Source organism: Sorangium sp. So ce302, from assembly GCF_051530145.1.
Lineage (GTDB): Bacteria > Myxococcota_A > Polyangia > Polyangiales > Polyangiaceae > Sorangium > Sorangium cellulosum_B.
In genome coordinates this window covers 11982600-12005297 of the sequence record NZ_CP150326.1, presented here as the reverse complement: position 1 = coordinate 12005297, position 22698 = coordinate 11982600, and the positions used below count along the sequence as shown (strand labels likewise).

Annotated in this window: 8 protein-coding genes; 4 read left to right on the top strand and 4 right to left on the bottom strand. The window is 73.4% G+C overall.

The window, feature by feature from the left end; translation table 11 throughout:
• Nucleotides 1–3 precede the first annotated feature (3 nt).
• From WME73_RS45455 to WME73_RS45445, 3 genes are read left to right on the top strand one after another with little or no spacing between them, the layout of a single operon-like run.
• Nucleotides 4–10248 carry an amino acid adenylation domain-containing protein gene (locus tag WME73_RS45455; protein WP_437913628.1) on the top strand — a complete coding sequence of 3415 codons (10245 nt, stop codon included), beginning with the start codon at nucleotides 4–6 and terminating at the stop codon, nucleotides 10246–10248.
• On the top strand, nucleotides 10245–14243 hold the full coding sequence (locus WME73_RS45450) for a non-ribosomal peptide synthetase (RefSeq protein WP_437913627.1): 3999 nt from the start codon (nucleotides 10245–10247) through the stop codon (nucleotides 14241–14243). Before WME73_RS45455 ends, WME73_RS45450 begins: the two co-directional genes overlap by 4 nt.
• 10 nt (nucleotides 14244–14253) lie before the next feature.
• Nucleotides 14254–15708, top strand: coding sequence for a diaminobutyrate--2-oxoglutarate transaminase (locus WME73_RS45445; protein WP_437913626.1), 1455 nt, complete (start codon nucleotides 14254–14256; stop codon nucleotides 15706–15708).
• A 45-nt stretch (nucleotides 15709–15753) separates the two neighbouring features.
• On the opposite strand, the gene WME73_RS45440 is transcribed toward WME73_RS45445, so the two are convergent.
• From WME73_RS45440 to WME73_RS45430, 3 genes are all read right to left on the bottom strand, one after another.
• Entirely contained in the window at nucleotides 15754–16650 is an 897-nt protein-coding gene (locus WME73_RS45440; RefSeq protein WP_437742521.1) for a hypothetical protein, read from the bottom strand.
• A gap of 231 nt (nucleotides 16651–16881) precedes the next feature.
• Nucleotides 16882–17394 (bottom strand): nucleoside 2-deoxyribosyltransferase domain-containing protein, encoded by a 513-nt coding sequence (locus WME73_RS45435; RefSeq protein ID WP_437913625.1) that lies wholly within the window; start codon nucleotides 17392–17394, stop codon nucleotides 16882–16884.
• 91 nt (nucleotides 17395–17485) lie between these two features.
• Nucleotides 17486–18160 carry an RNA polymerase sigma factor gene (locus tag WME73_RS45430; RefSeq protein WP_437913624.1) on the bottom strand — a complete coding sequence of 225 codons (675 nt, stop codon included), beginning with the start codon at nucleotides 18158–18160 and terminating at the stop codon, nucleotides 17486–17488.
• Nucleotides 18161–18272: 112 nt separating this feature from the next.
• On the opposite strand from WME73_RS45430, the gene WME73_RS45425 reads away from it, so the two are divergent.
• Nucleotides 18273–19442, top strand: coding sequence for a hypothetical protein (locus WME73_RS45425; RefSeq protein WP_437913623.1), 1170 nt, complete (start codon nucleotides 18273–18275; stop codon nucleotides 19440–19442).
• A gap of 79 nt (nucleotides 19443–19521) precedes the next feature.
• On the opposite strand, the gene WME73_RS45420 is transcribed toward WME73_RS45425, so the two are convergent.
• Entirely contained in the window at nucleotides 19522–22698 is a 3177-nt protein-coding gene (locus tag WME73_RS45420; protein ID WP_437913622.1) for an efflux RND transporter permease subunit, read from the bottom strand.

Below are 22698 nucleotides of genomic sequence, written 5' to 3'. Positions count from 1 at the left end.
GCCATGACGAACAAGAAGAAAGACGTTGAGTCGATTCACTACCTCTCCCCGCTCCAGCAGGGATTGCTCTTTCACGCGGTCTCGGACCGCGCCGCCGACCCGTACTTCATCCAGACGGCCTTCCTCCTCGAGGGGCGGCTCGACCTGGGCGCCTTCGAGCGCGCCTGGCAGGCGCTCGCGGAGCGGCACCCGATCCTGCGCACCGCCTTCGTCTGGGAGGGCGTCGCGAGGCCCGTGCAGGTGGTCCGACCGCGGGTGACGATCCCGGTGGCGCGCCACGACCTCCGCGGGCTCCCGGCCGGCGAGCGCGAGGAGGCCCTCGCCGCGCTCATGGACGCGGACCGGCGCGCCGGCTTCGACCTGCTGAAAGCCCCCCTCATGCGGCTCACGGTGGTCCAGGCCGAGGAAGATGCCTTTTATTTCATCAACAGCCATCACCACCTCTTGCTGGACGGGTGGAGCTTCGCCCTCCTGCTGAGAGAGGCGCTGTTCGTCTATCAGGCGCTCGCGCGGGGCGCGGTGCCCGAGCTGCCGCGGGCGCGCCCGTACCGGGAGTACCTGAGCTGGGTGCAGGCCCAGGACGAAGGCGCGGCCGAGCGGTTCTTCCGCGGCGCGCTGGCCGGGTTCCGGGCGCCGACGCCGCTCCCGATGGAGGCCGGCCCGGCGGCGGCCGCGGCGGCCGCGGCGGGCGACGAGGCGTTCCCCTGCGCCGAGCAGGCGCTGCGCTTCTCGCGGGCCGAGACGGAGGCGCTCGCGGCCTGCGCGCGCCGGCTGCGCGTCACGCTGAACACCCTCGTGCAGGGCGCGTGGGCCCTCCTGCTCTCCCGGCACAGCGGAGAGCGCGACGTGGTCTTCGGCGCCACGGTGTCGGGCCGCCCCCCGGAGCTCCCGGGCTCCGAGGCCGTCGTCGGCGTGCTGATCAACACCTTGCCGGTGCGGGTCCGCGTGGACGAGCACGAGCCGCTCGCCGCCTGGCTCACGCGGCTGCAGGACCGCAACAGCGAGCTGCGCCAGCACGAGTGGACCCCGCTCTCGAACGTCCAGCGCTGGAGCGACGTGCCGGGCGGGCGGTCCCTCTTCGACACCATCGTGGTGTTCGACAGCTACCCCGAGGAGGACGTGAGCGGCGTGCCATCCGACGTGCGCGTCCGTCCCCTGCCCCGGCCTGGCGGCGGGCGCGTCGGCGACGCGCTGCTCACCGCCGGACGCAACAACTACCCCGCGTCGCTCATCGTCGAGCCGTCGAGCGAGCTCGGGCTCATCCTGTCCTACGAGCGCCGCCGCCTCACGCACGAGGCCGCGGCCAGCCTGCTCGGCCAGTGCCGCGCGCTGCTCGAGGCGATGGCGGCGCGGCCGCGCGCCCGCCTGGCCGAGCTGCCCCTCGTGGGCGCCGCCGAGCGGCGTCGCCTGCTCACCGACCTGAACGCGACGGCCACGGCCTCCCCGCCGGCGGCCTGCGTCCACGAGCTCTTCGAGGCGCACGCCGCCGCGCGGCCCGACGCGCTCGCGGTCGCCTGCGAGGAGACGGCGCTGACCTACGGGGAGCTCGACCGGAAGACGAACCAGCTGGCGTGGAGGCTGCGGGCGCTCGGCGTGGGGCCCGAGGACCGGGTCGTCCTGTGCATCGAGCGCTCGGCGGAGATGGTCCTCGCGCTGCTCGGCGCGCTCAAGGCCGGCGCCGCGTACGTGCCCGTCGATCCGAAGTTCCCGCGCGAGCGGCTCCGCGCCGTGGTGCAGGACAGCGGCGCGCGCGTCGTGGTCACGCAGGAGCGGTGGGCCGGCGCGTTCGACGAGCCGGGGCCCGCGCTGCTCTTCCTGGACCGCGACGCGGGCGCCCTCGCGGCCGAGCCCGACGCGCCGCTCGGCAAGACGGCCCGGCCCGACAACCTCGCCTACCTCATCTACACCTCGGGCTCGACGGGGCGCCCGAAGGGCGTGGCCGTCGAGCACCGCCACCTCGTGAACTACGTGCGCGGCGTGCTCGCGCGGCTCCCCCTCGCCGAGGCCGGCGGCATGGCGCTCGTCTCGACCGTGGCCGCGGATCTCGGGCACACGTCGCTCTTCGGCGCGCTCTGCTCGGGCCGCGCGCTGCACGTCCTGTCCGAGGCGCGGATCTTCGATCCCGACGCGACCGCCGAGTACATGAGCCGCCACGGGGTCGACGCGCTCAAGATCGTCCCCAGCCACCTCGCCGCGCTCCTCGAGGCCGCGCGCCCCGAGCGCGTGCTGCCGACGCGCTGCCTCGTGGTCGGCGGAGAGGCCTCGAGCTGGGAGCTCATCGAGCGGATCCGGACGCTCGCGCCGACCTGCACCGTCGTGAACCACTACGGCCCCACCGAGACGACGGTTGGCTCGCTCACATGGCAGGTCGACCCCGCAGGCGGCCGCTCCGGAGCCACCGTGCCCATCGGCCGGCCGCTCCCCAACACCCAGGCGTATGTCCTTGGCGCAAATTTCGAGCCGGTGCCGGTGGGTGTGCCCGGGGAACTTTACCTGGGCGGGGCTGGCGTGACGCGCGGCTACCATGCGCGCCCTGAGCTGACGGCGGAGCGGTTCGTCCCGGATCCGTTCGGTGGGGTTCCCGGGGGTCGGCTGTACCGCACCGGGGATCGGGCGCGCCTCCTTGCGAACGGCGCGATCGAGTTCCTCGGGAGAACGGATCACCAGATCAAGCTGCGCGGCCATCGCGTCGAGCTGGGCGAGATCGAGGCGCGGCTGCGCGAGCAGCCCGAGGTGCGCGAGGCGGTCGTGGCGGCGCGGGAAGACGGCGGGGCCAAGCGCCTCGTGGCCTACGTGGTGGGCCGGGAGGCGGCGGCGCTCGACGCGGAGGCGCTCCGCGGCCGGCTCGCGCAGCAGCTGCCCGACTACATGGTGCCCGCCGTGATCGTGCCCCTGGCGGCGCTGCCGCTCACCGCGAACGGCAAGATCGACCGCGCGGCGCTGCCCGAGCCCGAGCGGGCGGGAGCGCCGGAGGCCGGCGGCTTCGTCGCGCCCCGGAGCGAGGTCGAGGCCACCCTCGCCCAGATCTGGGCCGACATCCTGCGCGTGGAGCGGGTCGGCATCCACGACAACTTCTTCTCCCTCGGCGGCGACTCCATCCGCAGCCTCCAGGTCATCGCGCGCGCCAACCAGCGCGGCATCAAGCTGAGCCCGAAGCACCTCTTCGACCACCCCACGGTGGCCGCCGCCGCGGCGGTCGCGGTCTCCGCCGCAGCCCCGGAACGGGCTGGCGAGCCGCAGGGAGAGCAGCGCAAGGCGACGCCGCCCCGGTTCGCCCTGAGCGGCCTCACCGAGGACGAGCTCGCGCGCGTCGTGCCGGACCTGTCGGGGCTCGAGGACGCGTACCCGCTCTCGCCGGTGCAGGAGGGCATGCTCTTCCACACCCTCCTGAACCCGGGCTCCGGCGTCTACATGACGCAGCAGCACTACATGTGGCACGGCCCGCTCGACGCCGACCTCCTCGTCGAGGCCTGGCGGCGGGTGATCGCGCGGCACCCCATCCTGCGGACGTCCTTCGTCTGGAAGGACCTCGATCGGCCGCTCCAGCTCGTCCACCGGCAGGTCGACCTCGCCGACGTGATCCACGTCCTGGACTACCGCGATCAGCCCCGGGCCGAGCAGGAGCGGCGACTCGCCGAGGCGCTCGAGGCCAAGTTCGCCGCCGGGCTCGACATGACGCGGGCGCCGCTCATGCGGATCCGACTGATCCGCGTGGCGGACGACGCCTACCGCATCGTGCGGAGCTTCCACCACATCCTCACGGACGGCTGGTGCTTCTCGGTGTTGATGATGGAGTGCCTGTCGTACTACGCGGCCCTGCGCGAGGGCCGCGCGCTGGAGCTGCCCGAGTCGCGCCCCTACCGGGACTTCATCGCCTGGCTCGCGCGGCAGGACCAGGCGGCGGCCGAGCGGTTCTGGCGCGAGGAGCTCCGCGGCTTCGCGGCGCCGACGCCGCTCGGCGTGGAGCGGGCCGTGCCCGACGGCGCGCCGCAGCCCGCGGGAGCCGGGGTGAGCGACGAGTTCGTCGAGCTCCCCTCGACCCTGACCGAGGCGCTCCATGACCTCGCGCGCCGGCACGAGCTCACGCCCAACACCCTCGTGCAAGGGGCCTGGGCGCTCCTGTTGAGCCGCTACAGCGGCCAGCGCGACGTCGTGTTCGGCGTGACCGTGGCGGGCCGCCCGACCGAGCTGCCCGGCGTGGAGACGATCGTGGGCCTGTTCATCAACAGCCTGCCGCTGCGGGTGCGCGTGTCGCCCGAGCAGCCGCTCCTCGCGTGGCTCAAGGACCTCCTGGCCCACAACTACCGTATCCGGGAGTTCGAGCACTCACCGCTCCTCGACATCCAGCGGTGGAGCGAGCTCCCCCGGGGACAGGCGCTGTTCAACAGCCTCCTGGTCTTCGAGAACGCGCCGGAGGATGCGCGCCTCGGGGAGCAGGTAGGCGACGTCCGCCTCTCCTACGAGCAGGACCGGGTCCAGACGAACTACCCGATGACGGTCCTGGCGTACCCGGGCGAGAGGCTGGGGATCCGGCTCTCGTACGACCGGCGCTCGTTCGAGCGCGACGCCGTCGAGCGGATCCTGGGCCACCTGGTCCAGCTCCTCTCGGAGATGGCCCGCCGACCGGAGGCCCGGCTGGGCGACCTGTCGCTCCTGCGCGAGCGCGAGCGCCGGCAGCTGCTCGTCCCATGGAATGACGCGGCGGCGGATTACCCCGCAGACAGGTGCGTTCATGAGCTGTTCGAGGCGCAGGTCGAGAGGACGCCCGACGCCGCGGCAGCGGAGTACGAGGCGCAGCGGCTCACCTACGCAGCGCTGGACCGTCGCGCCAACCAGCTCGCGCATCACCTCCGCTCGATGGGCGTGGGCCCCGGTGTTCTGGTCGGGCTTTGCGTCGAGCGATCGCTGGAGATGATGGTGGGGCTGCTCGGCATCCTGAAGGCGGGGGGAGCCTATGTGCCGCTCGACCCGAGCTACCCCAGGGAGCGCCTGGCGTTCATGCAGCAGGACGCGCGCATCTCGGTGCTCCTGACCCAGACACGACTTCAGGACGAGCTCGCAGCGCGCGCCGAGGCCGTGCTGTTGCTCGACGCGGAGCCGTCGCCCTGGGCTTCCCAGCCGATCACGCGGCCGGCGAGCAGCGCCGCGCCGGACAACCTCGCCTATGTGCTCTATACGTCGGGATCGACCGGTAAGCCCAAGGGGGTGCAGATCCCGCACGGGGCGCTCTCGAACTTCCTCCAGTCGATGCGCCGCGCGCCGGGGATCCGGGCCGACGACGTGCTGCTCGCGGTGACGACGCTCTCGTTCGACATCGCGGGGCTCGAGCTGTTCTTGCCGCTCCTCGCGGGCGCCCGCGTCGACATCGCTCCGCGGGAGGTGGCCTCGGACGGGGCGCGGCTCGCGGCGCGCATGGCCGCCGTCGGGGCCACGGTGATGCAGGCGACGCCCACCACCTACCAGATGCTCATCGCGTCCGGGTGGAAGGGCCGGCCGGGGCTCCGGGTGCTGTGCGGCGGCGAGGCGCTGTCGCGCGAGCTCGCCGACCAGCTGCTGGAGCGCGCGGATGAGGTCTGGAACATGTACGGGCCCACCGAGACGACCATCTGGTCGATGGTCGCGCGCGTGGAGGCCGGCGCGGCGCCGGTGCCGCTCGGACGGCCGATCGCGGCCACGCAGGTGGTCGTGCTCGATCGCGATCTCAGGCCGACGCCGGAGGGCGTGCCCGGGGAGCTCTACATCGGCGGGGCCGGGGTGGCGCTCGGCTACCTGGGTCGGCCTGCGCTGACGGCGGAGCGGTTCGTCCCGGACCCGTTCAGCGCCGAGCCGGGGTCACGGCTCTACCGGACCGGCGATCTGGTGCGGTTCCGGAGCGACGGCGAGCTGGAGTTCCTGGGGCGGGTGGATCACCAGGTGAAGCTCCGGGGCTTCCGCATCGAGCTCGGCGAGATCGAGTCGGCGCTGCGGCGGCACCGGGCGGTGCGAGAGGCCGTCGTGGTCGCGCGCGAGCTCCGGCCGGGCGACGCGCGCCTCCTCGCCTACGTGACAGCGGACCTCGGAGCGCTCGCCGCCGAGGAGGCGGCGCCAGAGCAGGCCGAGCAGGTGGCGCAGTGGCGCGCGGTCTGGGACGAGACCTACGAGCGGCCTGCCGGCGCGGGCGAGCCCGATCTCGACGTCGTCGGCTGGACGAGCAGCTACACGGGGCGGCCCATCCCGGCCGAGGAGATGCGGGAGTGGGCGGAGACCACGGCGGAGGACATCCTCGCGCTCCGGCCGGAGCGCGCGCTCGAGATCGGCAGCGGCAGCGGGATGGTGATGTTCCGGGTGGCGCCGCGCTGCGCGCGCTACGTGGCGTCCGATCTCTCGGAGGCGGCCCTCTCGCGGCTGCGTCGGCGGCTGGCGGCGCGGCCGCTGCCCCAGGTGGAGCTGCTCCACCGGGCGGCGAACGACCTGCGCGAGCTCCCGCCGCGGTCGTTCGATGTCGTCGTCCTGAACTCGGTCGTGCAGTACTTCCCGTCGGCCGCCTACCTGCGCCACGTGCTCGCGGGGGCGCTTACGCTCGTGCGGCCCGGCGGGGCGATCTTCGTGGGGGACGTGCGCAGCCTGCCGTTGCTCGAGGCGTTCCACGCCTCGGTGCTGGTCCAGAAGGCGCCGGCGTCACTGTCGCAGACCGAGCTGCGCCGGCAGGCGGCGCGCGCGGTGGCGCAGGAGGAGGAGCTCGCGCTCGCGCCGGCGTTCTTCTCGGCGCTGGCCCGGGAGCTGCCGGGCGTCGCCGCGGTGGAGATCCTGCCGCGGCGGGGCCGCCACCGGAGCGAGATGACGCGGTTCCGCTACCAGGTGATCCTGCGCGTCGGGCCGCAGGGCGGGGCGGCGCCGGCGATCGCGTGGTCCGATGCGGCGGGGTGGACGCTCGCCGCGATCGGGGAGCGGCTCGCCGGCGGCCGCGGCCTCACGGGGCGCGCCGCGAGGGGCCCCGGGGACCCGGGCGAGGCGCCGGATCTCTGGGGGATCGCGGGCCTGCCCAACGCGCGGCTCGCGGAGGAGGTCCGGCTGGCGCGATGGCTCTCGGACGGGGATCCCGCGGAGAGCGCCGGGGCGTTCCGGGCGGCGGCCGCGAGGCCGGAGGAGCCGGGGCTTGATCCGGACGAGCTGCGCGCGCTCGGCGAGGGGCTGGGCTGGTCGGTCGGGGTGAGCTGGGCGCGGCACGGCGCGGACGGGCGCTTCGACGTCGTGTTCCGGCGCGGCGGGGCGGCGATCGTCGCCTCGCCCGCGGCGGCCGCGGGGCCCGGCGGCGAGGAGCTGCCGGGGGCGGCCGAGGGCGCCCGGGCCGGCGAGGCCCCGCCGGCGAACGCGCCGCTCGTCGGCAGGCTGCGGCAGCGGCTGCGGCAAGAGCTGCGCGGCGCCCTCCAGGGGCGGCTGCCCGAGTACATGGTCCCGTCGGCGATCACGGTCCTCGACGCGCTGCCGCTGACGCCGAACGGCAAGGTGGATCGCAAGGCGCTGCCGGCGCCCGAGTCGCCCGCGGCCGAGCCGGCGGGGGCGGCGGCCAGCGCCCCGCGGACGCCGACAGAGGACATCCTCGCGGGCATCTGGGCCGAGGTGCTGGGGCTCGACCGGCTCGCCGTCCGCGCGAGCTTCTTCGAGCTGGGCGGGCACTCGCTCCTGGCCACGCAGGTCGCGTCGCGCGTGCGCAAGGCGCTCGGCGTCGAGCTGCCGCTCCGCAGCCTGTTCGACCACCCCACCGTGGCGGAGCTCGCCCGCGACGTCGATCGCCGCCGCGCCAGCGCGGCGGGGGCCGAGGCGCCGCCGCCGCTCGTCCCGGCGCCGCGAACGGGGCCGCTGCCGCTCTCGTTCGCGCAGCAGCGCCTGTGGTTTTTGGCACAGCTCGAGCCCGACAGCGCCGGGTACAACATGACCGCGGCCGTGCGCGTCGAGGGAGAGCTCGACATCGCGCTGCTCAGGGACAGCCTTGCCGCGCTCGTCCGGCGCCACGAGTCGCTGCGGACCACGTTCGGCGTGGCCTCGGGCGAGCCGGTGCAGGTGATCGCCGCCGAGGGCGCGCCGGAGCTCGAGGTGGTGGACCTGTCGGCGACGCCCGCCGAGGAGCGCGGCGCGGCGGTCCAGCGCCTGGCCGCGGAGCGCGCGGAGCGGCCGTTCGACCTCGGTCGCGGCCCGCTCCTGCGGGTGACCGCGATCCAGCTGCGCGACGACGAGCTCGTGTTGGTCCTCATCGTCCACCACATCGTGTCGGACGCCTGGACCATGAACGTGCTGGTCGCGGAGCTGGCCGAGCTGTACGCGGCGGCGCGGGCCGGGCGGCCGCCGGCGCTGAAGCCGCTGCCGGTCCAGTACGCGGACTTCGCGGTCTGGCAGCGCAGCTGGATGCAGGGCGCGACCCGCGAGGCGCTGCTCGGCGCCTGGCGCGAGCGGCTCTCCGGGCCGCCGCCGGCGCTCGATCTGCGCCCGGATCACCCGCGGTCCGCCGCGTCGACCCACCGCGGCGGGCGCCACACGATCGCGGTGGATCGCGCGCTGTCCGAGGCGCTGCGCGCGCTCGGCCGGCGCGAGGGCGCCACGCTCTTCATGACGCTGCTCGCGGCGTTCAAGGTCGTGCTCCTCGGGCGCACCGGCCAGAGCGACGTCCTCGTCGGCACCGACGTCGCGGGCCGCAACCGCGCCGAGACCGAGGGCCTCATCGGGTTCTTCGTGAACCTGCTGGTCCTGCGCACGGATCTCGGCGGCCTGCCCACGTTCCGGGAGCTCCTTCAGCGGGTCCGGGAGGTCACGCTCGACGCGTACGCGCACCAGGACCTGCCGTTCGAGCAGGTCGTCGACGCCGTGCGGCCGGCGCGCGAGCCCGGCCGCCACCCCCTCGTGCAGACGCTCTTCGTGCTGCAGAACGTGCCGGCGTCCGAGATCTCGCTGCCCGGGGTGCGCTTCAGCGCCGTGGAGCTCGAGCGGGAGGTGTCGCGGTTCGACCTCGGCGTGTTCGTCGAGGAGACGGACGAGGGGCTCACGTGCGCGTGGAAGTACCGCGCCGATCTGTTCGAGCCGCCGACCATCGCAGCGATGGCGGCCCACTTCATGGCCGTGCTGCGGGCCATCGTGGACGACCCCGATCGCCGCGTGACGGCGCTCGCGGCAGCGGAGAGGAAGGAACGCACCGTGGAAGGACGCGCGCGCGACGAGGGCCGGCTCCGGAGCCTCAAGCGCATCACCCCCCGCAAGGTGGACGTGGGCCCGAGCGCGCTGGTCGCGACCAGCACGCTGGGCGACGGGCCGCTGCCGCTCGTCGTGAAGCCGGCGGTGGACGACGTGGACCTCGCCGCATGGGCCCGCGAGGAGCGGGCGTTCGTCGAGGCGCAGCTGCTCCGGCACGGGGCCGTCCTGTTCCGCGGCTTCCCGATCCGATCGGCCCCGGAGTTCGAGCAGGTCGCGCAGGCCATCTGCGGCGAGCTGTTCGGCGAGTACGGCGATCTTCCGCGAGAGAAGACGGGGCAGCACATCTACGGCTCGACGCCCTACCCGGCCGACAAGGCCATCCTGTTCCACAACGAGAGCTCGCACCTCCCGCGCTGGCCACTCAAGCAGTGGTTCTTCTGCGTGCAGGCCGCGCCGGAGGGCGGCGCGACGCCGATCGTCGACTGCCGGAGGCTCTACGAGGCGCTCGCCCCCGACGTCCGCGAGCGCTTCCGGCGGTCGGGGCTGCTCTACGTGCGGAACTTCACGCCGGGCTTCGACGTGGATTGGCAGGACTTCTTCCACACCACCGATCCCGCGGTCGTGGAGGAGCGCTGCCGCGCCGGCGGCATGCGGTGCGAGTGGCTCGCGGGCGGCCGGCTGCGGATCAGCCAGCGCGGGCCGGCCGTGCTCTCGCACCCGAAGACGGGAGAGCAGGTGTTCTTCAACCAGATCCAGCTGCACCACCCGGCGTACCTGGAGGCGCCGGTGCGCGAGTCGCTGATGGCCATGGTCGGCGAGGAGTGGCTGCCCCGCAACGTGACCTACGGCGACGGCGCGCCGATCGAGGTCGAGACGACGCGCGCGCTCGGCGAGGCGTACGAGCGCTGCGCCGTGCGGTTCCCGTGGCAGGAGGGCGACATCATCCTGCTCGACAACATGCTCGTGGCCCACGGCCGCGATCCGTTCTCGGGTCCGCGGAAGATCGTGGTGGCCATGGGCGAGATGATGACGGCCGAGCGGGCGATGCAGGCGTCGCGGACGTCGGATGGCGCGGTGGCGTCATGACGACGCAGGTCAGCGAGCTCGGGCCGAGCGTGCAGGGCGTGCGCCTGTCGCCGCAGCAGCGGCGCCTGTGGGCGCTCCACCGGAGCGAAACCACGGTGTTCACGCGCGCGTGGATCCGGCTGGAGGGAGACCTCGACGCCGCGCGGCTGGCCAGCGCCCTCGGCCAGATCGTCGCGCGCCACGAGATCCTGAGGACGACGTTCCGCCGGGATGCGCGCCTCAAGTTCCCGCTGCAGGCCGTCGGCGGGGCGGCGCCCGCGTGGCACCGGGTGGATCTCGGCGGCCGCGCGGCCGGCGAGCAGCAGGCGCACGTCGAGGCGCTCTGGCGCGAGGCCGCGCGGCTCAAGGTCGACCTGGAGCGCGGGCCGCTGCTCCACGTGTGGCTGGTGCGCCGCGCCGAGGGGCTGCACGACCTGCTCGTGGCCGCGCCCGCGCTCTCTGCCGACGCGTGGACGCTGGACCTCCTGTTCGGCGAGCTGGCCGAGGCCTACGCCGGCGCCGGCGCCGGCGAGCGGCAGGAGGCCGGGGTGGAGCCCGTGCAGTACGCCCAGTTCGCCGAGTGGCAGAACGATCTCGTCGGCTCGGCGGAGAGCGCCCCGGCTCCTTCGGGGATGCCCGTCGTCCTCCCGTTCGAGGGCGCCGCCGAGGAGGGCGGCGCCTCTGGCGAGGTCGTCGACATCGAGGTCGACCCCGCCCTACTCGGCCGGCTGGAGTCGCTGGCCCGCGGCGAGGGCGCCTCGCTCTCGTCGGTCCTGCTCGCGGCCTTCCAGCTCCACCTCGCGCGACTCACCGGGTCGCGGGAGCTCATCGTCGCCGTGGCCTCTGCCGGGCGGCGGATCGAGGACGTCCAGGAGGTCATGGGCCCGGTCGCCAAGTGGCTCCCGGTGTCGTGCCGCGTGGACGAGGCGCAGCGGTTCGCCGAGCTGGTGCGCCGGGCGCAGGCCGGCGTCGAGGAAGTGACCGAGGAGGAGGAGCACTGGAACCCCGACCTGCCGGCGGACGGCGGGGGGCCCGGAAGCACCGTCGGCTTCGAGTTCTCCTCGCTCCCCGAGCCCAGGGTGGCGGGCGGCGTCGCGTGGCACGTCGAGCGCCAGTGCACGGGCGCGGGCGGGCTCAAGCTCGCGCTCTCGGCCCAGCGCGGGCGAGGCCGCGTGCGCCTCTCGCTCTGGCACGACGCGCGCCGCTGCGGGGCGGAGGGCGTCCTGGCGATGGCCGAGCAGTACCGGGCGCTGCTCGGCAGCGCGGCCGAGGCCTGGTCGGAGCCCGCCGCGCGCCTCGGCCTGCTCGGCCCAGCGGAGCGGGCGCGGCGACTCTCCGAGGGCCGGGGGGCTGCCCACGACGCCGCGCCGCCGCGGTGCCTGCACGAGGCGTTCGAGGAGCACGCGGCGCGGCAGCCCGACGCGCTGGCGGTGGTCGCGGGCGACCGGCGGCTGACCTACCGCGAGCTCAACCAGCAGGCCAACCGGCTCGCCCACCACCTCCGCCGCCACGGCGTTGGGGGCGGCAGCCCGGTCGGCCTCTGCGGCGAGCGATCCGTGGACATGATCGCGGGCCTCCTCGGCATCCTGAAGGCCGGCGGCGCCTACGTGCCGCTCGACCCGCACGCCCCGGTGCAGCGGCTCGCCCAGCAGATCCGGCGCGCCGGCTTCTCCGTCCTGCTCACGAACGCGCCCGTCCGCGCCCGGCTGCCGGACCTGTCGGACACCGACTGCGCCGTCCTCGACCTGGAGGACGCGGCGCGGCTCGACGGCGAGCCCGAAGGCGACCCGGCCGTGCCGGTGCTGCCCGACGATCTCGCGTCCGTCGTCTTCACGTCCGGCTCGACCGGTGAGCCCAAGGGCGTCGGCGTCACGCACCGCGGGATCGCCAGCTACACCCGCTCGGTGTGCGAGGCGCTCGGGATCATCGAGGCCGGGCTGCACTTCGCGACCGTCTCGACGTTGAGCGCCGATCTCGGCAACACGAGCATCTTCGGCGCGCTCGCCTCGGGCGGCTGCCTCCACGTGATCGGCTACGAGACGGCGACCGACGGCCGGCTCTTCTCGGAGTACTACCGGCGCTGGCCGATCGACGTGCTGAAGATCGTGCCCTCGCACCTGAGCGCGCTGCTCGACACGGGCGAGGGATCGGCGGTGCTGCCGCGGCGGCTCCTGGTGCTGGGCGGAGAGGCGCTGCCGTTCGCCCTCGTCGAGCGGATCGCGGCGCTCTCGAGCGGCTGCGCCGTGGCGAACCACTACGGGCCGACCGAGACGACGGTGGGCGCGCTGGTCTTGCCGCTGCGCGCGCTGCGCGACCGGCGCGGGTGCGCGTCGGTGCCGATCGGCCGCCCGCTCGCCAACGCGGAGGCGTACGTCCTCGACGAGCGCCTGGAGCCGGCGCCGGTGGGCACGGTGGGCGAGCTGTACCTGGGCGGCGCCGGCCTCTCGCGCGGGTACCTGGGCCAGCCGGATCTGACGGCGGAGCGGTTCGTGCCGCACCCGTTCGGCGTGGGCGCGCGCCTCTACCGGACGGGCGATCGGGCGCGGTACCGGCCCGACGGCGCCATCGAGTTCATGGGCCGGCGCGATCACCAGGTGAAGATCCGCGGCTTCCGCGTGGAGCTCGGGGAGATCGAGGCGCGGGTCCGGGAGCACCCCGCGGTCGGGCAGGCGGTCGTCATCGCCGCGCGCCAGGACGGCGCGGTCGGGCCGACGATCGTCGCGTACGTCGTCCCCCGGGAGGGAGCGCTCGACGAGGCCGCGCTGCGCGCGTTCCTCAAGGACCGGCTCCCCGAGTACATGCACCCGAGCGACTTCGTGCTGCTGCACGCGTTGCCGCTGACCGCGAACGGGAAGGTGGATCGCAAGGCGCTGCCCAGCCCTGCTGCGCGCCGGCGGCGCGAGTACGTCGCGCCGCGGACGCCGGTCGAGGAGACGCTCGCGGCGATCTGGGCCGACGTCCTGGGGCGCCCGCAGGTCGGCGTCGAGGACAACTTCTTCGACCTCGGCGGGCACTCGCTGATGGCGATCCCGCTGATGCACCGGATCCAGCAGGCGCTCGGCGGCGGGCTGTCGTTGATGGCGATCTTCGAGGCGCCGACCGTCGCCGGGCTCGCCAGGCTCCTCGACGCCGGGGGTCCGGCGTCGAGCGTCGTCGAGCTCCGCGCGGGCGGGTCGCGCCCGCCGCTCTTCTGCGTGGATCCCACGGGCCGGCATGTCGCCGCCTACCAGGGCCTCGCCGACGCCGTCGGCGAGGACCAGCCGGTGCTCGGCCTCGATCTCGGCCCGGCGCTCGCGCGCGAGGCCGAGGCCGCGTCGATCGGGCGGATCGCCGAGCGCCTGTCGCGCGAGATGCGGGAGCGGCAAGCGCGCGGGCCGTATCATCTCCTCGGGTGGTCCCTGGGCGGCGTGCTGGCGCTGGCCGTCGCCCGGGCGCTGGAGGAGCAGGGCGAGCGGGTCGCCTTCCTCGGCATCCTGGACACGCAGCCGCGCACGCGCGTCTACGCGGCGGCGGGGGGCGAGCCGGACGCCGTGGACGAGCTCGCGGAGTATGTCGCGCCGGACCGCAGGGCGGCGCTGCTCGCGCTCCCGCCGGCGGAGCTCGACGCCTTGCGCGAGCGGCTGCGGGGGCTCAGCGAGGTCGACCGGGTGGACGAGGCCGTGCGGTGGGCGCAGGCCCACGGCCTCGTGCCGGGCGACGTGCCGCCCGCGGCGTTCCATCACCGGTACGCGCTGCTCCGGGACGCGGCCCTGTTCCTGAACGACCTGCCGCCGCGCTGCCTCGGCGCGCCCATCCACGTGTGGTGGAGCGCCGAGACGATCGAGCACCACGGCGGCCCGCCCGTGGACTGGCAGCAGTACACGGCCGGAGCGGTGCGCACAGCGATTCTTCCCGGCGATCATATCGCCGCCGTGCAGGGGGCCGACGCGCATGCGCGCGTACGCGAGACCCTGGACGTCCTGGACCCCGCGGAGCGCGCCCTAGAGCGCCCGGTGCGGAACAACCCTTCTCACTAGGGAGTACCCCATGAGTCTGTCTGCAGCTTCCAGTTTGCCTGTGTCGGACCCGGTGCCGGCGGTCTCCAGATCGCCCCTTCACGCGGGCCTCGCCGCGGAGCTCGGCGAGCGCCACCGGCGGCGCGCGCTGTACGAGCTCGGGGATCACCCCTTGCTCGAGCGGCAGCGGCAGCGCGAGTCGAACGCCCGATCGTACCCGCGGCGGCTGCCGCTGGCGCTCTCGCGCGCGCAGGGCGTGTATGTGGAAGACGTCGAGGGGCGCGTGTTCCTCGATTGTCTGGCCGGGGCCGGCACCCTGGCGCTAGGGCACAACCACCCGGCGGTCACCGACGTCCTGGTGCGGACGCTGCACTCCGGTCTACCGCTCCACACGCTCGACCTCACCACGCCTGTCAAGGATCGCTTCACGCAGGACGTGCTCGGCGTGTTGCCGGCGACCTTTGCCCGCCATGCGCGCGTCCAGTTCTGCGGCCCCACGGGGGCGGACGCCGTCGAAGCCGCGCTGAAGCTGGTCAAGCTCGCGACCGGGCGCGGCACGGTGCTGGCCTTTCAGGGCGCGTACCACGGCATGACGCAGGGCGCGCTCACCCTGATGGGCAACCTCGGGCCCAAGGCGGCGCTCGGCTCCAGCCTGCAAGGCGTGCAGTTCCTGCCGTATCCGTACGAGTACCGCTGCCCGTTCGGTCTCGGCGGCGCCGCCGGCATCGCGGCCTCGCTCGCGTACATCGACAACCTGCTGTCCGATCCGGAGGGCGGCGTGCCCAAGCCCGCTGCCATCATCATCGAGGCGGTGCAGGGCGAGGGGGGCATGATCCCGGCGCCGGTGGCCTGGCTGAAGGGGCTGCGGGAGCTGGCGACGCGCCATGATATCCCGCTGATCCTCGACGAGGTGCAGACGGGCTTTGGCCGCACCGGGCGCATGTTCGCGTTCGAGCACGCCGGCATCGAGCCGGACGTGCTGGTCCTGTCGAAGGCGCTGGGCGGCGGACTGCCGCTCTCGGTGGTGGTGTATCACGAGCGCTTCGACACCTGGCGTCCGGGCGCCCACGCCGGCACGTTCCGCGGCAACCAGCTCGCGATGGCGGCGGGCTCGGTCACGCTGTCGGTGCTGCGCGCGGAGCGCCTGGACGCGGCGGCCGCGGAGCTCGGCGCGCGGCTCATGGCGCAGCTCACCGCGCTCGCCAGGGAGCACGCGTGCATCGGCGACGTGCGCGGGCGCGGCCTGATGGTCGGCGTGGAGCTCGTGGACGCGGCGGCCGCGCCCGACGCGCTCGGGGCGCGCCCTGCCCACCGCGACCTCGCCGGGCGCGTGCAGCGCGAGTGCCTGCGGCGGGGGATGATCGTGGAGCTCGGCGGCCGCCACAGCAGCGTGGTGCGCTTTCTGCCGCCGCTCATCATCACGGCGGCGCAGATCGACGAGGCGGCGAGGATCTTCGGTCAGGCGCTGGCGGCGGCTTCTCTGTAGCTGTCGTTCGGGAGGAGGGATCTCGGGGACACGGAGGCGCCGTGTTCAGGAGCCGGTCGTGGCGAGCAGCTCCCAGGCGTCGCTGACGACGGCGGCGCGGCGGATCCAGCGGTCCAGCTCGTCGAGGTCGGTGCTCGCGAGGACACGCTCTCGCACCTCGACGGGGACCTCGAGCCCGCGGGCCTCGAGGAAGGCGAGCACGTCGTGCGCCTTGGTCCTCAGGGTGCCCTCCCGCATCCCTTCCTCTCGCCCCTTCGCCACGTAGCTGCGCGCGAATTCGCTCTGAAACTGGTATCCGGCCTTCATCATCGCCTCCAACCTCCGCCTCGCCGCTGCGTTCAGCGAGGATAGCACCAGGTCCCCGTACACGGCTCGGCGCTCCTCATCGAGCTCGTCCGCCGCTGCCAAGAAAGCCAAGCCGATCGCCTCCGCCGCCTCGCTCTGTCCGTGCGCCATCGCCGAGAGCACGGCCACCTCGGGCGCCGCCTTCGCTTGCTCGGCGTCGGTGACGACCGGGACGCCCTGGGGCCCAAGCACCAGCGGCGTCAGCGTCCAGCCAGGGTGGCCGGTGTCGATCGGCCGCGAGCACCACCGCGCCATCTCTGCGTTGATGGTCACGACCAGCAGCCCGGTTGGGCAGCGATGCCGGGCGCGCGTCTGGGTGACGTACACGGGCCAGACGTAAGGCTTGTCCGGGTCCACCCCGAGCTGGACCTCGACCACGATGGCCATCGCGGGCTGCTGCTGCTCGCCGACCAGCAGCACGACGACGACATCCGCCCGGCGGTCGGAGGGCACGATCTCGGTGAAATCGGAGGACTCGACGCGTGCCTCCGTGAAGGTCGGGACCGGATGGCCGAGCGCGTCGTGCAGCATCTCGGCGGCCAGCGTCGGTCGGTTCTTGAACAGCTCCACCAGGGCTTCATGGGTCACTGAGGGCATCAGATCGTCTCACGAGTGGTTGCAATCATGCAGGATTTGCGTGGAGCGCCAGGCTCATGCGGTAGGACCCGCAGGAGCCGAGCAGCCATCTCCCATTCATGAATTCCGGGCTGCTCCTCGGATTCGTCACGCCGAGTGCCCTGCGTGTGCTCCGACGGTCAGGGCACGTGGGCTCCACGGGAGGGCTCGCGCGTACACGAGCGAAATCGGGCCCTCGACGGCTTCGAGACGCTACCGACGATGGGTGGTGCTCACGCAGCGGTTACCGAGTTGCTCGCCGCTGCTGCGCACGAGCGCGCCGCGCACCGCGCGCAGCCCCTCGGACAAGCTCGCGTAGCGCGGGATCGCGTACCGCTCGCACACGACATCCACGTTGCCCTTGCGCCAGAACCCCTCCGGACAGACGACATGCATCTTCCCGGAGCGCCCGAACAGGCCGAGCTCCAGCAAGCTGATCGGCGCCTTCGAGCCCGGCGCGAAGTACATCAAGACGACGTCCGCCTCCTCGAGCCCGCGGAGCTCCCATTGCACCTGCTCCACGAAGCTCGGGTTCTCGAGGCTCTGCGCCCAGCCCGGCTCCCACCGCTCCCGCCTCGGGTTGAGGATCACCACGTCGAGATCCGCGAGCTCCTCTGCGACGCTCGCCTGCCACAGCTCGGCCTGGCCGTTGTCGATGGATCCGGCGAGGAACAGCTTCGGACCCGTCCATCCGTCGAACGGCCGCGGCGCCAGCACCTCGATCATGGGGAACACCTCGCGGAGGAGAACACGTGGACGACGATCGCCATGCGGGCCGCTCCCCTCCCCCGCTCCGTAACCCGTAACCCGTAAACGATCAGCCCGCTCCGCCGTGCCCGTGCCCGCAGCCTCGCTTCGGCTCGGGCTCGCCCAACGCCTGCGGCGCGGGCATCGGGCTGCACGTGCAGTCGAGGCACCCGTGCTCCGCGCAGCTCCCGCACATCGCGGTCACCTGCTTGCGGAGGGCCTCGCGCGCGCGGAAGAGGCGCACCGCCGCGTTGTTCGCGGTGATCGACGCCTCCTCGGCGAACGCCTGCACCGAGAGGCCGTCGACCTCCACGCGCTGGATCGCGGCGGCGTACTCGGGCTTCAGCGTGCCGGCCAGCGCCCGGACGCACTGGCAGACGGCGCGGCGCTCCACCTCGGGCTCGGCCACCTCGTCGAGCTCGGCGGCCAGCGCGGCCATCGCCCGCTCCGACGCGCCCTTCCGCCGGAAATGGTCGACCACGGCGTTCCGGAGGGTCCGATAGAACCACGCCGTGGCCGACTCCTCGTCGCGCAGGCTGTCGATGCGCCCTATGCCCCGCACGAAGGCGTCCTGCAGGATGTCCTCGGCGATGGCGCGATTGCCCACCTTCCGTTCCAGGAAGCGCAGAAACTCGCGGTGACTCTCGACGAGAGCCGCGACCGCCCCCGCCGCCCGCGCGTCCTCGGCGCCTCCCCTCGCCTGCTCCGCGCCCTCCGGGCTTCGCTCTGGCTCGCGCTCGCTCATGACGCACCAGGCTACCCACGAGGGCCGCCCTCCGCCACCGCGCCACGGCACAAAGCGATGGCCGGCGTGACCGGTCGGGTCAGAATGTCCTCCTCTTCACCGGGAGGCTTGAATGACGCTTCAGAGGGTGCTCGTCCTGGCCAGCGTGGGGCTCCTGCCGGCGTGCTCAGGGGCCGATGCCGACGCCCCGCTGGCGTCCACGCCGCGCTGCAGTGCATCGCCGGAGTGCGCCGCCACGCCCGACACGCCGCTGTGCGACCAGGCGCTCGGCGCGTGCGTCGAGCTGCCGCCGGGATCTCCGATCGGCGTGAAGGATGGCAGTCCGTCCTCGGTCGCGCTCGTGTCCGTCTTCGAGCCGAACCGGCAGCGCGAGCCGACCGACCTCGCCTTCAACCCGGAGCGGCCCGAGGAGCTCTGGGTCGTCAACCGCAAGGACGACAGCATGATCATCATCACGAAGCCCGGCGCGCCGGACGGCTCGTGGGTCCGCCTCCGCGACCCCGCCGCGGCGCACTTCATGGACCAGCCGCCCGCGATCGCCTTCGGCCACCCAGGCACGTTCGGGGTCTGCGGCGACAACGACAACGGCGGCAACTACTTCATGGGCCCGTCGCTCTTCTCCTCGGATCTCTCGATCTTCGCCACGGAGACGCCCGACGGCCTCGGGTCGCACCTCGACATGCTCCACTCGAGCTCCTTCTGCAAGGGCATCGCGCACGAGCAGGCCAACGTCTACTGGGTCTTCAACGGCAACGACAAGGCGCTCGACCGGTACGACTTCGCCCACGATCACGGCCCCGGCCACGACGACCACTCCGACGGCGAGATCTACCGCTATGCCGCCGGCGAGGTGCTCGGGGTCGAGGCCACGTCGAGCCATATCTTCTACAGCGCCAAGGAAGAGCGCCTCTACGTCGCCGACACCGGCCACAAGCGGCTGCTCAAGCTGGATCCGACGAGCGGCGTGCCCGGCGCGAGCTTCGACGGGCAAGAGCCGGTCAAGGTGCGCAGGCACATGGACGGCGCCACGCTCATCGAGTTCGTCCCCCCGGGGACGCTCGAGGCCCCGAGCGGCCTCGAGGTCCACGAGGGCCTCGTCTACGTCACGGATCACGCGACCAGCAGGATCTACGCCTTCGACACGGCGGGGCAGGTGGTCCGCACCCTGGACACGGGCCTGCCCGCGGGCTCGCTCGCGGGGATCACCTTCGGGCCGGACGGCAAGCTCTACCTCGTCGACACGCTGACGAGCCGGGTCTACCGCATCGATCCGATCCTCTGAGGCGGCCGATCGCGCGCCGCGCGCCGGCCGTGACGGCCTCGGCAGCGCGGCGCGCCTGCGCCCCTGCGCTCCTAGCCCATCACTCGCCGCCCGCCGGCGCGCTCGCTTCCGGCCCGCCGAGCAGCGCGTCCAGCTCGGCCTCGCCCTTGTCCTCCGCCGCCCTGCGCCGGCGGCGGCGGAGCCACTCGGCCGCGTCGTCGAAGAGCGAGTACGCCACCGGCACCGCGAGCAGCGTGAGGACCAGGGAGAGCGACTGGCCGCCGAGCACGATGGCCCCCGTCGTCCGGTTCTGGCCCGAGCCGACCCCGTGCGAGAGCACGAGCGGGATCATGCCGGCCACGAAGGCGATCGTCGTCATGAGGATCGGGCGGAGCCGGTCCTTGTTCGCCTGCAGGATCGCCTGGAGCCGCGGCATCCCCTCCGCGCGCAGGTGGTTCGTGTGATCGATCTGGAGGATCGCGTTCTTCTTCACCACGCCGAAGAGGACGAGCAGCCCGAGCCCGGAGAAGAGGTTCAGCGACTGGCCGAAGAGCTTGAGCGAGAGCAGCGCGAAGGGCACCGTGAGCGGCAGCGAGAGCAGGATCGTGATCGGGTGGAGCCACGACTCGAACTGCGCCGCGAGGATGAGGTACATGAACACGAACGCGAGCCCGATGACGACGACGAAGCTCGCCGCCGTGCTCGCCGTGTTCTTGGAGCTGCCCACCGGCTGCGCGGAGTAGCCCGCCGGCATCCGCTGCTCGGCGATGATCCTGTCGAGCGCCGCCTGCACCGCCGAGTCGCCGACGCCGGGGGCGGCGTTCGCGCTGATCGTGATCTGCCGGCGCCGGCCGAGGCGGCCGATCGACGAGGGGCCGCTGTCGGGCTCCATCGTGACCACGCTGTGGAGCGGGACGGCGCCGTGCTTGGACGACGGCACCGTGAGGAACGCGAGGCTCTCGGCGTCGGCGCGGTGCTTCGCGTCGGCGCGCACGCGGACGTCGTACTGCTCGCCGGCCTCCGAGTACGTCGACACCTTGAGCCCGCCGACGAAGAGCTGGAGCGCGCCGGCCACGTCGGCCACCTGGACGCCGAGATCCGCGGCGCGGTCGCGGTCGATGGTCGCGCGGAGCTCGGGCTTGCCCACGACGAGGCTGTTGTCGACGTCCACGGCGCCGGGGACCTTCCGCAGCTCCTCGGTGATGCGCGCCGCGTACTCGCCCAGCCGGTCGAGATCCGGCCCCTGGATCGCCACCTGGATCCTGGCCGAGGACTGGCCGCCGGACGAGATCGCCTGCACCTCGCCGGCCGTGACGCGCAGCTCCTTCGGCAGCTTCGCCAGGATCTCCTCGCGCACCCGCTGCATGATCGCGAGCTGCCCGAGCGCGCGCTGCTCGGGGTCGACGAGCATCACGTAGACCTTCGCGACGTTCGCGGCCTGCTGCTCGCCCTCCCCCACGGTCAGGAGCGTCCGGGTGACGCCCGGCAGCCGGCGCACGTCGCCGGCGATCCGCTCGGCGATGAGGCGGGTCGAGGTGAGGCTCGTCCCCTCGGGCGCGCGCATGTTGATCTCGAACTGCGCCTGATCGTCCTCGGGGAGGAAGCCGGCGGGCAGCGTCTTCGCGATGGGCGCGCACGAGCCGAGCGCGACCGCCGAGGCGACGACGATCACCCAGCGGCGCTTCATGACCCACGAGAGCGCGGCCATGTAGGCGCGCTCGATGGGCCGGTAGAAAACGTCGACGGCGCGCTCGAGGACCGACGGCTTCGCGGGGGCGCCGTGCCGCCCGCCATGCGCGTGCCCCGAGAGCCACCGCGCGGCGAGCGAGGGCGTGAGGGAGAAGCTGACGATCAGCGAGACCCCGATCGCGAACGCCATCGTGAGGCCGAAGCTCTTGAGGAAGCGCCCCACGATCCCGGGCATGAACGCGACAGGGATGAAGACCGCCATGAGCGACAGCGTGGTCGCCAGCACCGCGAGGCCGATCTCCTTCGTCGCGAGCACGGCGGCCGGGAACGGCTTCATGCCCTTCTCGTCGATGTACCGGACGATGTTCTCGAGCACGACGATGGCGTCGTCGATGACGATGCCCACGGCGAGCGCGAGCGCGAGCAGCGTGAGAAAATTCAGCGTGAAGCCGGCGATCCACATCACCGCGAACGTGCCGACGACCGAGATCGGGATCGCGAGGGCCGCGATGAGCGTGCTGCGGGCGTTGCCCAGGAAGAGGAGCACCACCGCCGCGGCGAGGAGGGCGCCGAGCACGAGGTGCTCCTTCACGGCGGCGATGCCCGTGCGGATCACGCGCGAGCCGTCGCGCACGACCTCGATCTTCGTCCCCTCGGGCAGCGAGCGCTGCACCTCGTCGAGGCGCGCCTTCACGGCGTCGACGACGGCAACGGTGTTCTGGCCCGACTGCTTGACCACCGACAGGAGGACGGTGCGCCGCTCGTCGAGCTGGGCCCAGGTCTTCTCCTCCGCGCGGCCGTCCTCGACGCGGGCGACGTCCGAGAGGCGCACGGCGTGGCCGTCCTGCTCCCGGAGGACGATGCGCCCGAGGGCCTCGGGCGACTCGACGCGCCCCATCACGCGGAGCGTGAGGTCCTCGGGGCCGGTCTCGACGCTGCCGCCCGGCGTCATCAGGTTCTGCGCCGCGATCGCCCGCTGCACCTCGGCCGCGGTGATCCCCTGCGCCCGCAGGGCGATCGGGTCGAGCCAGACGTTGATCTGCCGGCTCTGCGCGCCGATCAGGCTGACCTGGCCGACGCCGGAGATGCTCTCGATCTGCCGGCGTACCCGCTTGTCGACGATCTCGCTGAGCTCGCGGATCGGCTGATCGGACGCGACGGAGACGAGCAGCACCGGGGCCGCGCCAAGGTCGATCCTGCTCACGATCGGCGGATCGACGCCCTTGGGCAGGCTGGGCAGGACGACGCTTATCTTGTCGCGCACCTCCTGGGCCGCGACGTCGGCGTCCTTCTCCAGCACGAAGCCGACGACGACCTGGCTCACGCCCTGGGTCGACGTCGAGCGCAGGTCCTCGATGCCGCTGATGGTGTTCACCGCGCCCTCGATCCGGTCGGAGATCTCGGCCTCGACCTCCTCGGGCGCGGCGCCGTCGAGGCGCGTCGTGACGACGACGTACGGGACGTCGATGTCGGGGAACTGGTCGAGGCCGAGCCGGGTGTAGCCGGCAACGCCGAGGACCACGATGACGAGCATGAGGACCGACGCGAAGACGGGCCTCTTGACGCAGACGCGAGCGAGCCACTGCAT

Excerpts from the sequence above, each read along its gene's own strand:
- WME73_RS45455 (WP_437913628.1), top strand. The coding sequence starts at position 4 with ATGACGAACAAGAAGAAAGACGTTGAGTCGATTCACTACCTCTCCCCG.
- WME73_RS45450 (WP_437913627.1), top strand. The coding sequence starts at position 10,245 with ATGACGACGCAGGTCAGCGAGCTCGGGCCGAGCGTGCAGGGCGTGCGC.
- WME73_RS45445 (WP_437913626.1), top strand. The coding sequence starts at position 14,254 with ATGAGTCTGTCTGCAGCTTCCAGTTTGCCTGTGTCGGACCCGGTGCCG.
- WME73_RS45440 (WP_437742521.1), bottom strand. The coding sequence starts at position 16,650 with ATGCCCTCAGTGACCCATGAAGCCCTGGTGGAGCTGTTCAAGAACCGA.
- WME73_RS45435 (WP_437913625.1), bottom strand. The coding sequence starts at position 17,394 with ATGATCGAGGTGCTGGCGCCGCGGCCGTTCGACGGATGGACGGGTCCG.
- WME73_RS45430 (WP_437913624.1), bottom strand. The coding sequence starts at position 18,160 with ATGAGCGAGCGCGAGCCAGAGCGAAGCCCGGAGGGCGCGGAGCAGGCG.
- WME73_RS45425 (WP_437913623.1), top strand. The coding sequence starts at position 18,273 with ATGACGCTTCAGAGGGTGCTCGTCCTGGCCAGCGTGGGGCTCCTGCCG.
- WME73_RS45420 (WP_437913622.1), bottom strand. The coding sequence starts at position 22,698 with ATGCAGTGGCTCGCTCGCGTCTGCGTCAAGAGGCCCGTCTTCGCGTCG.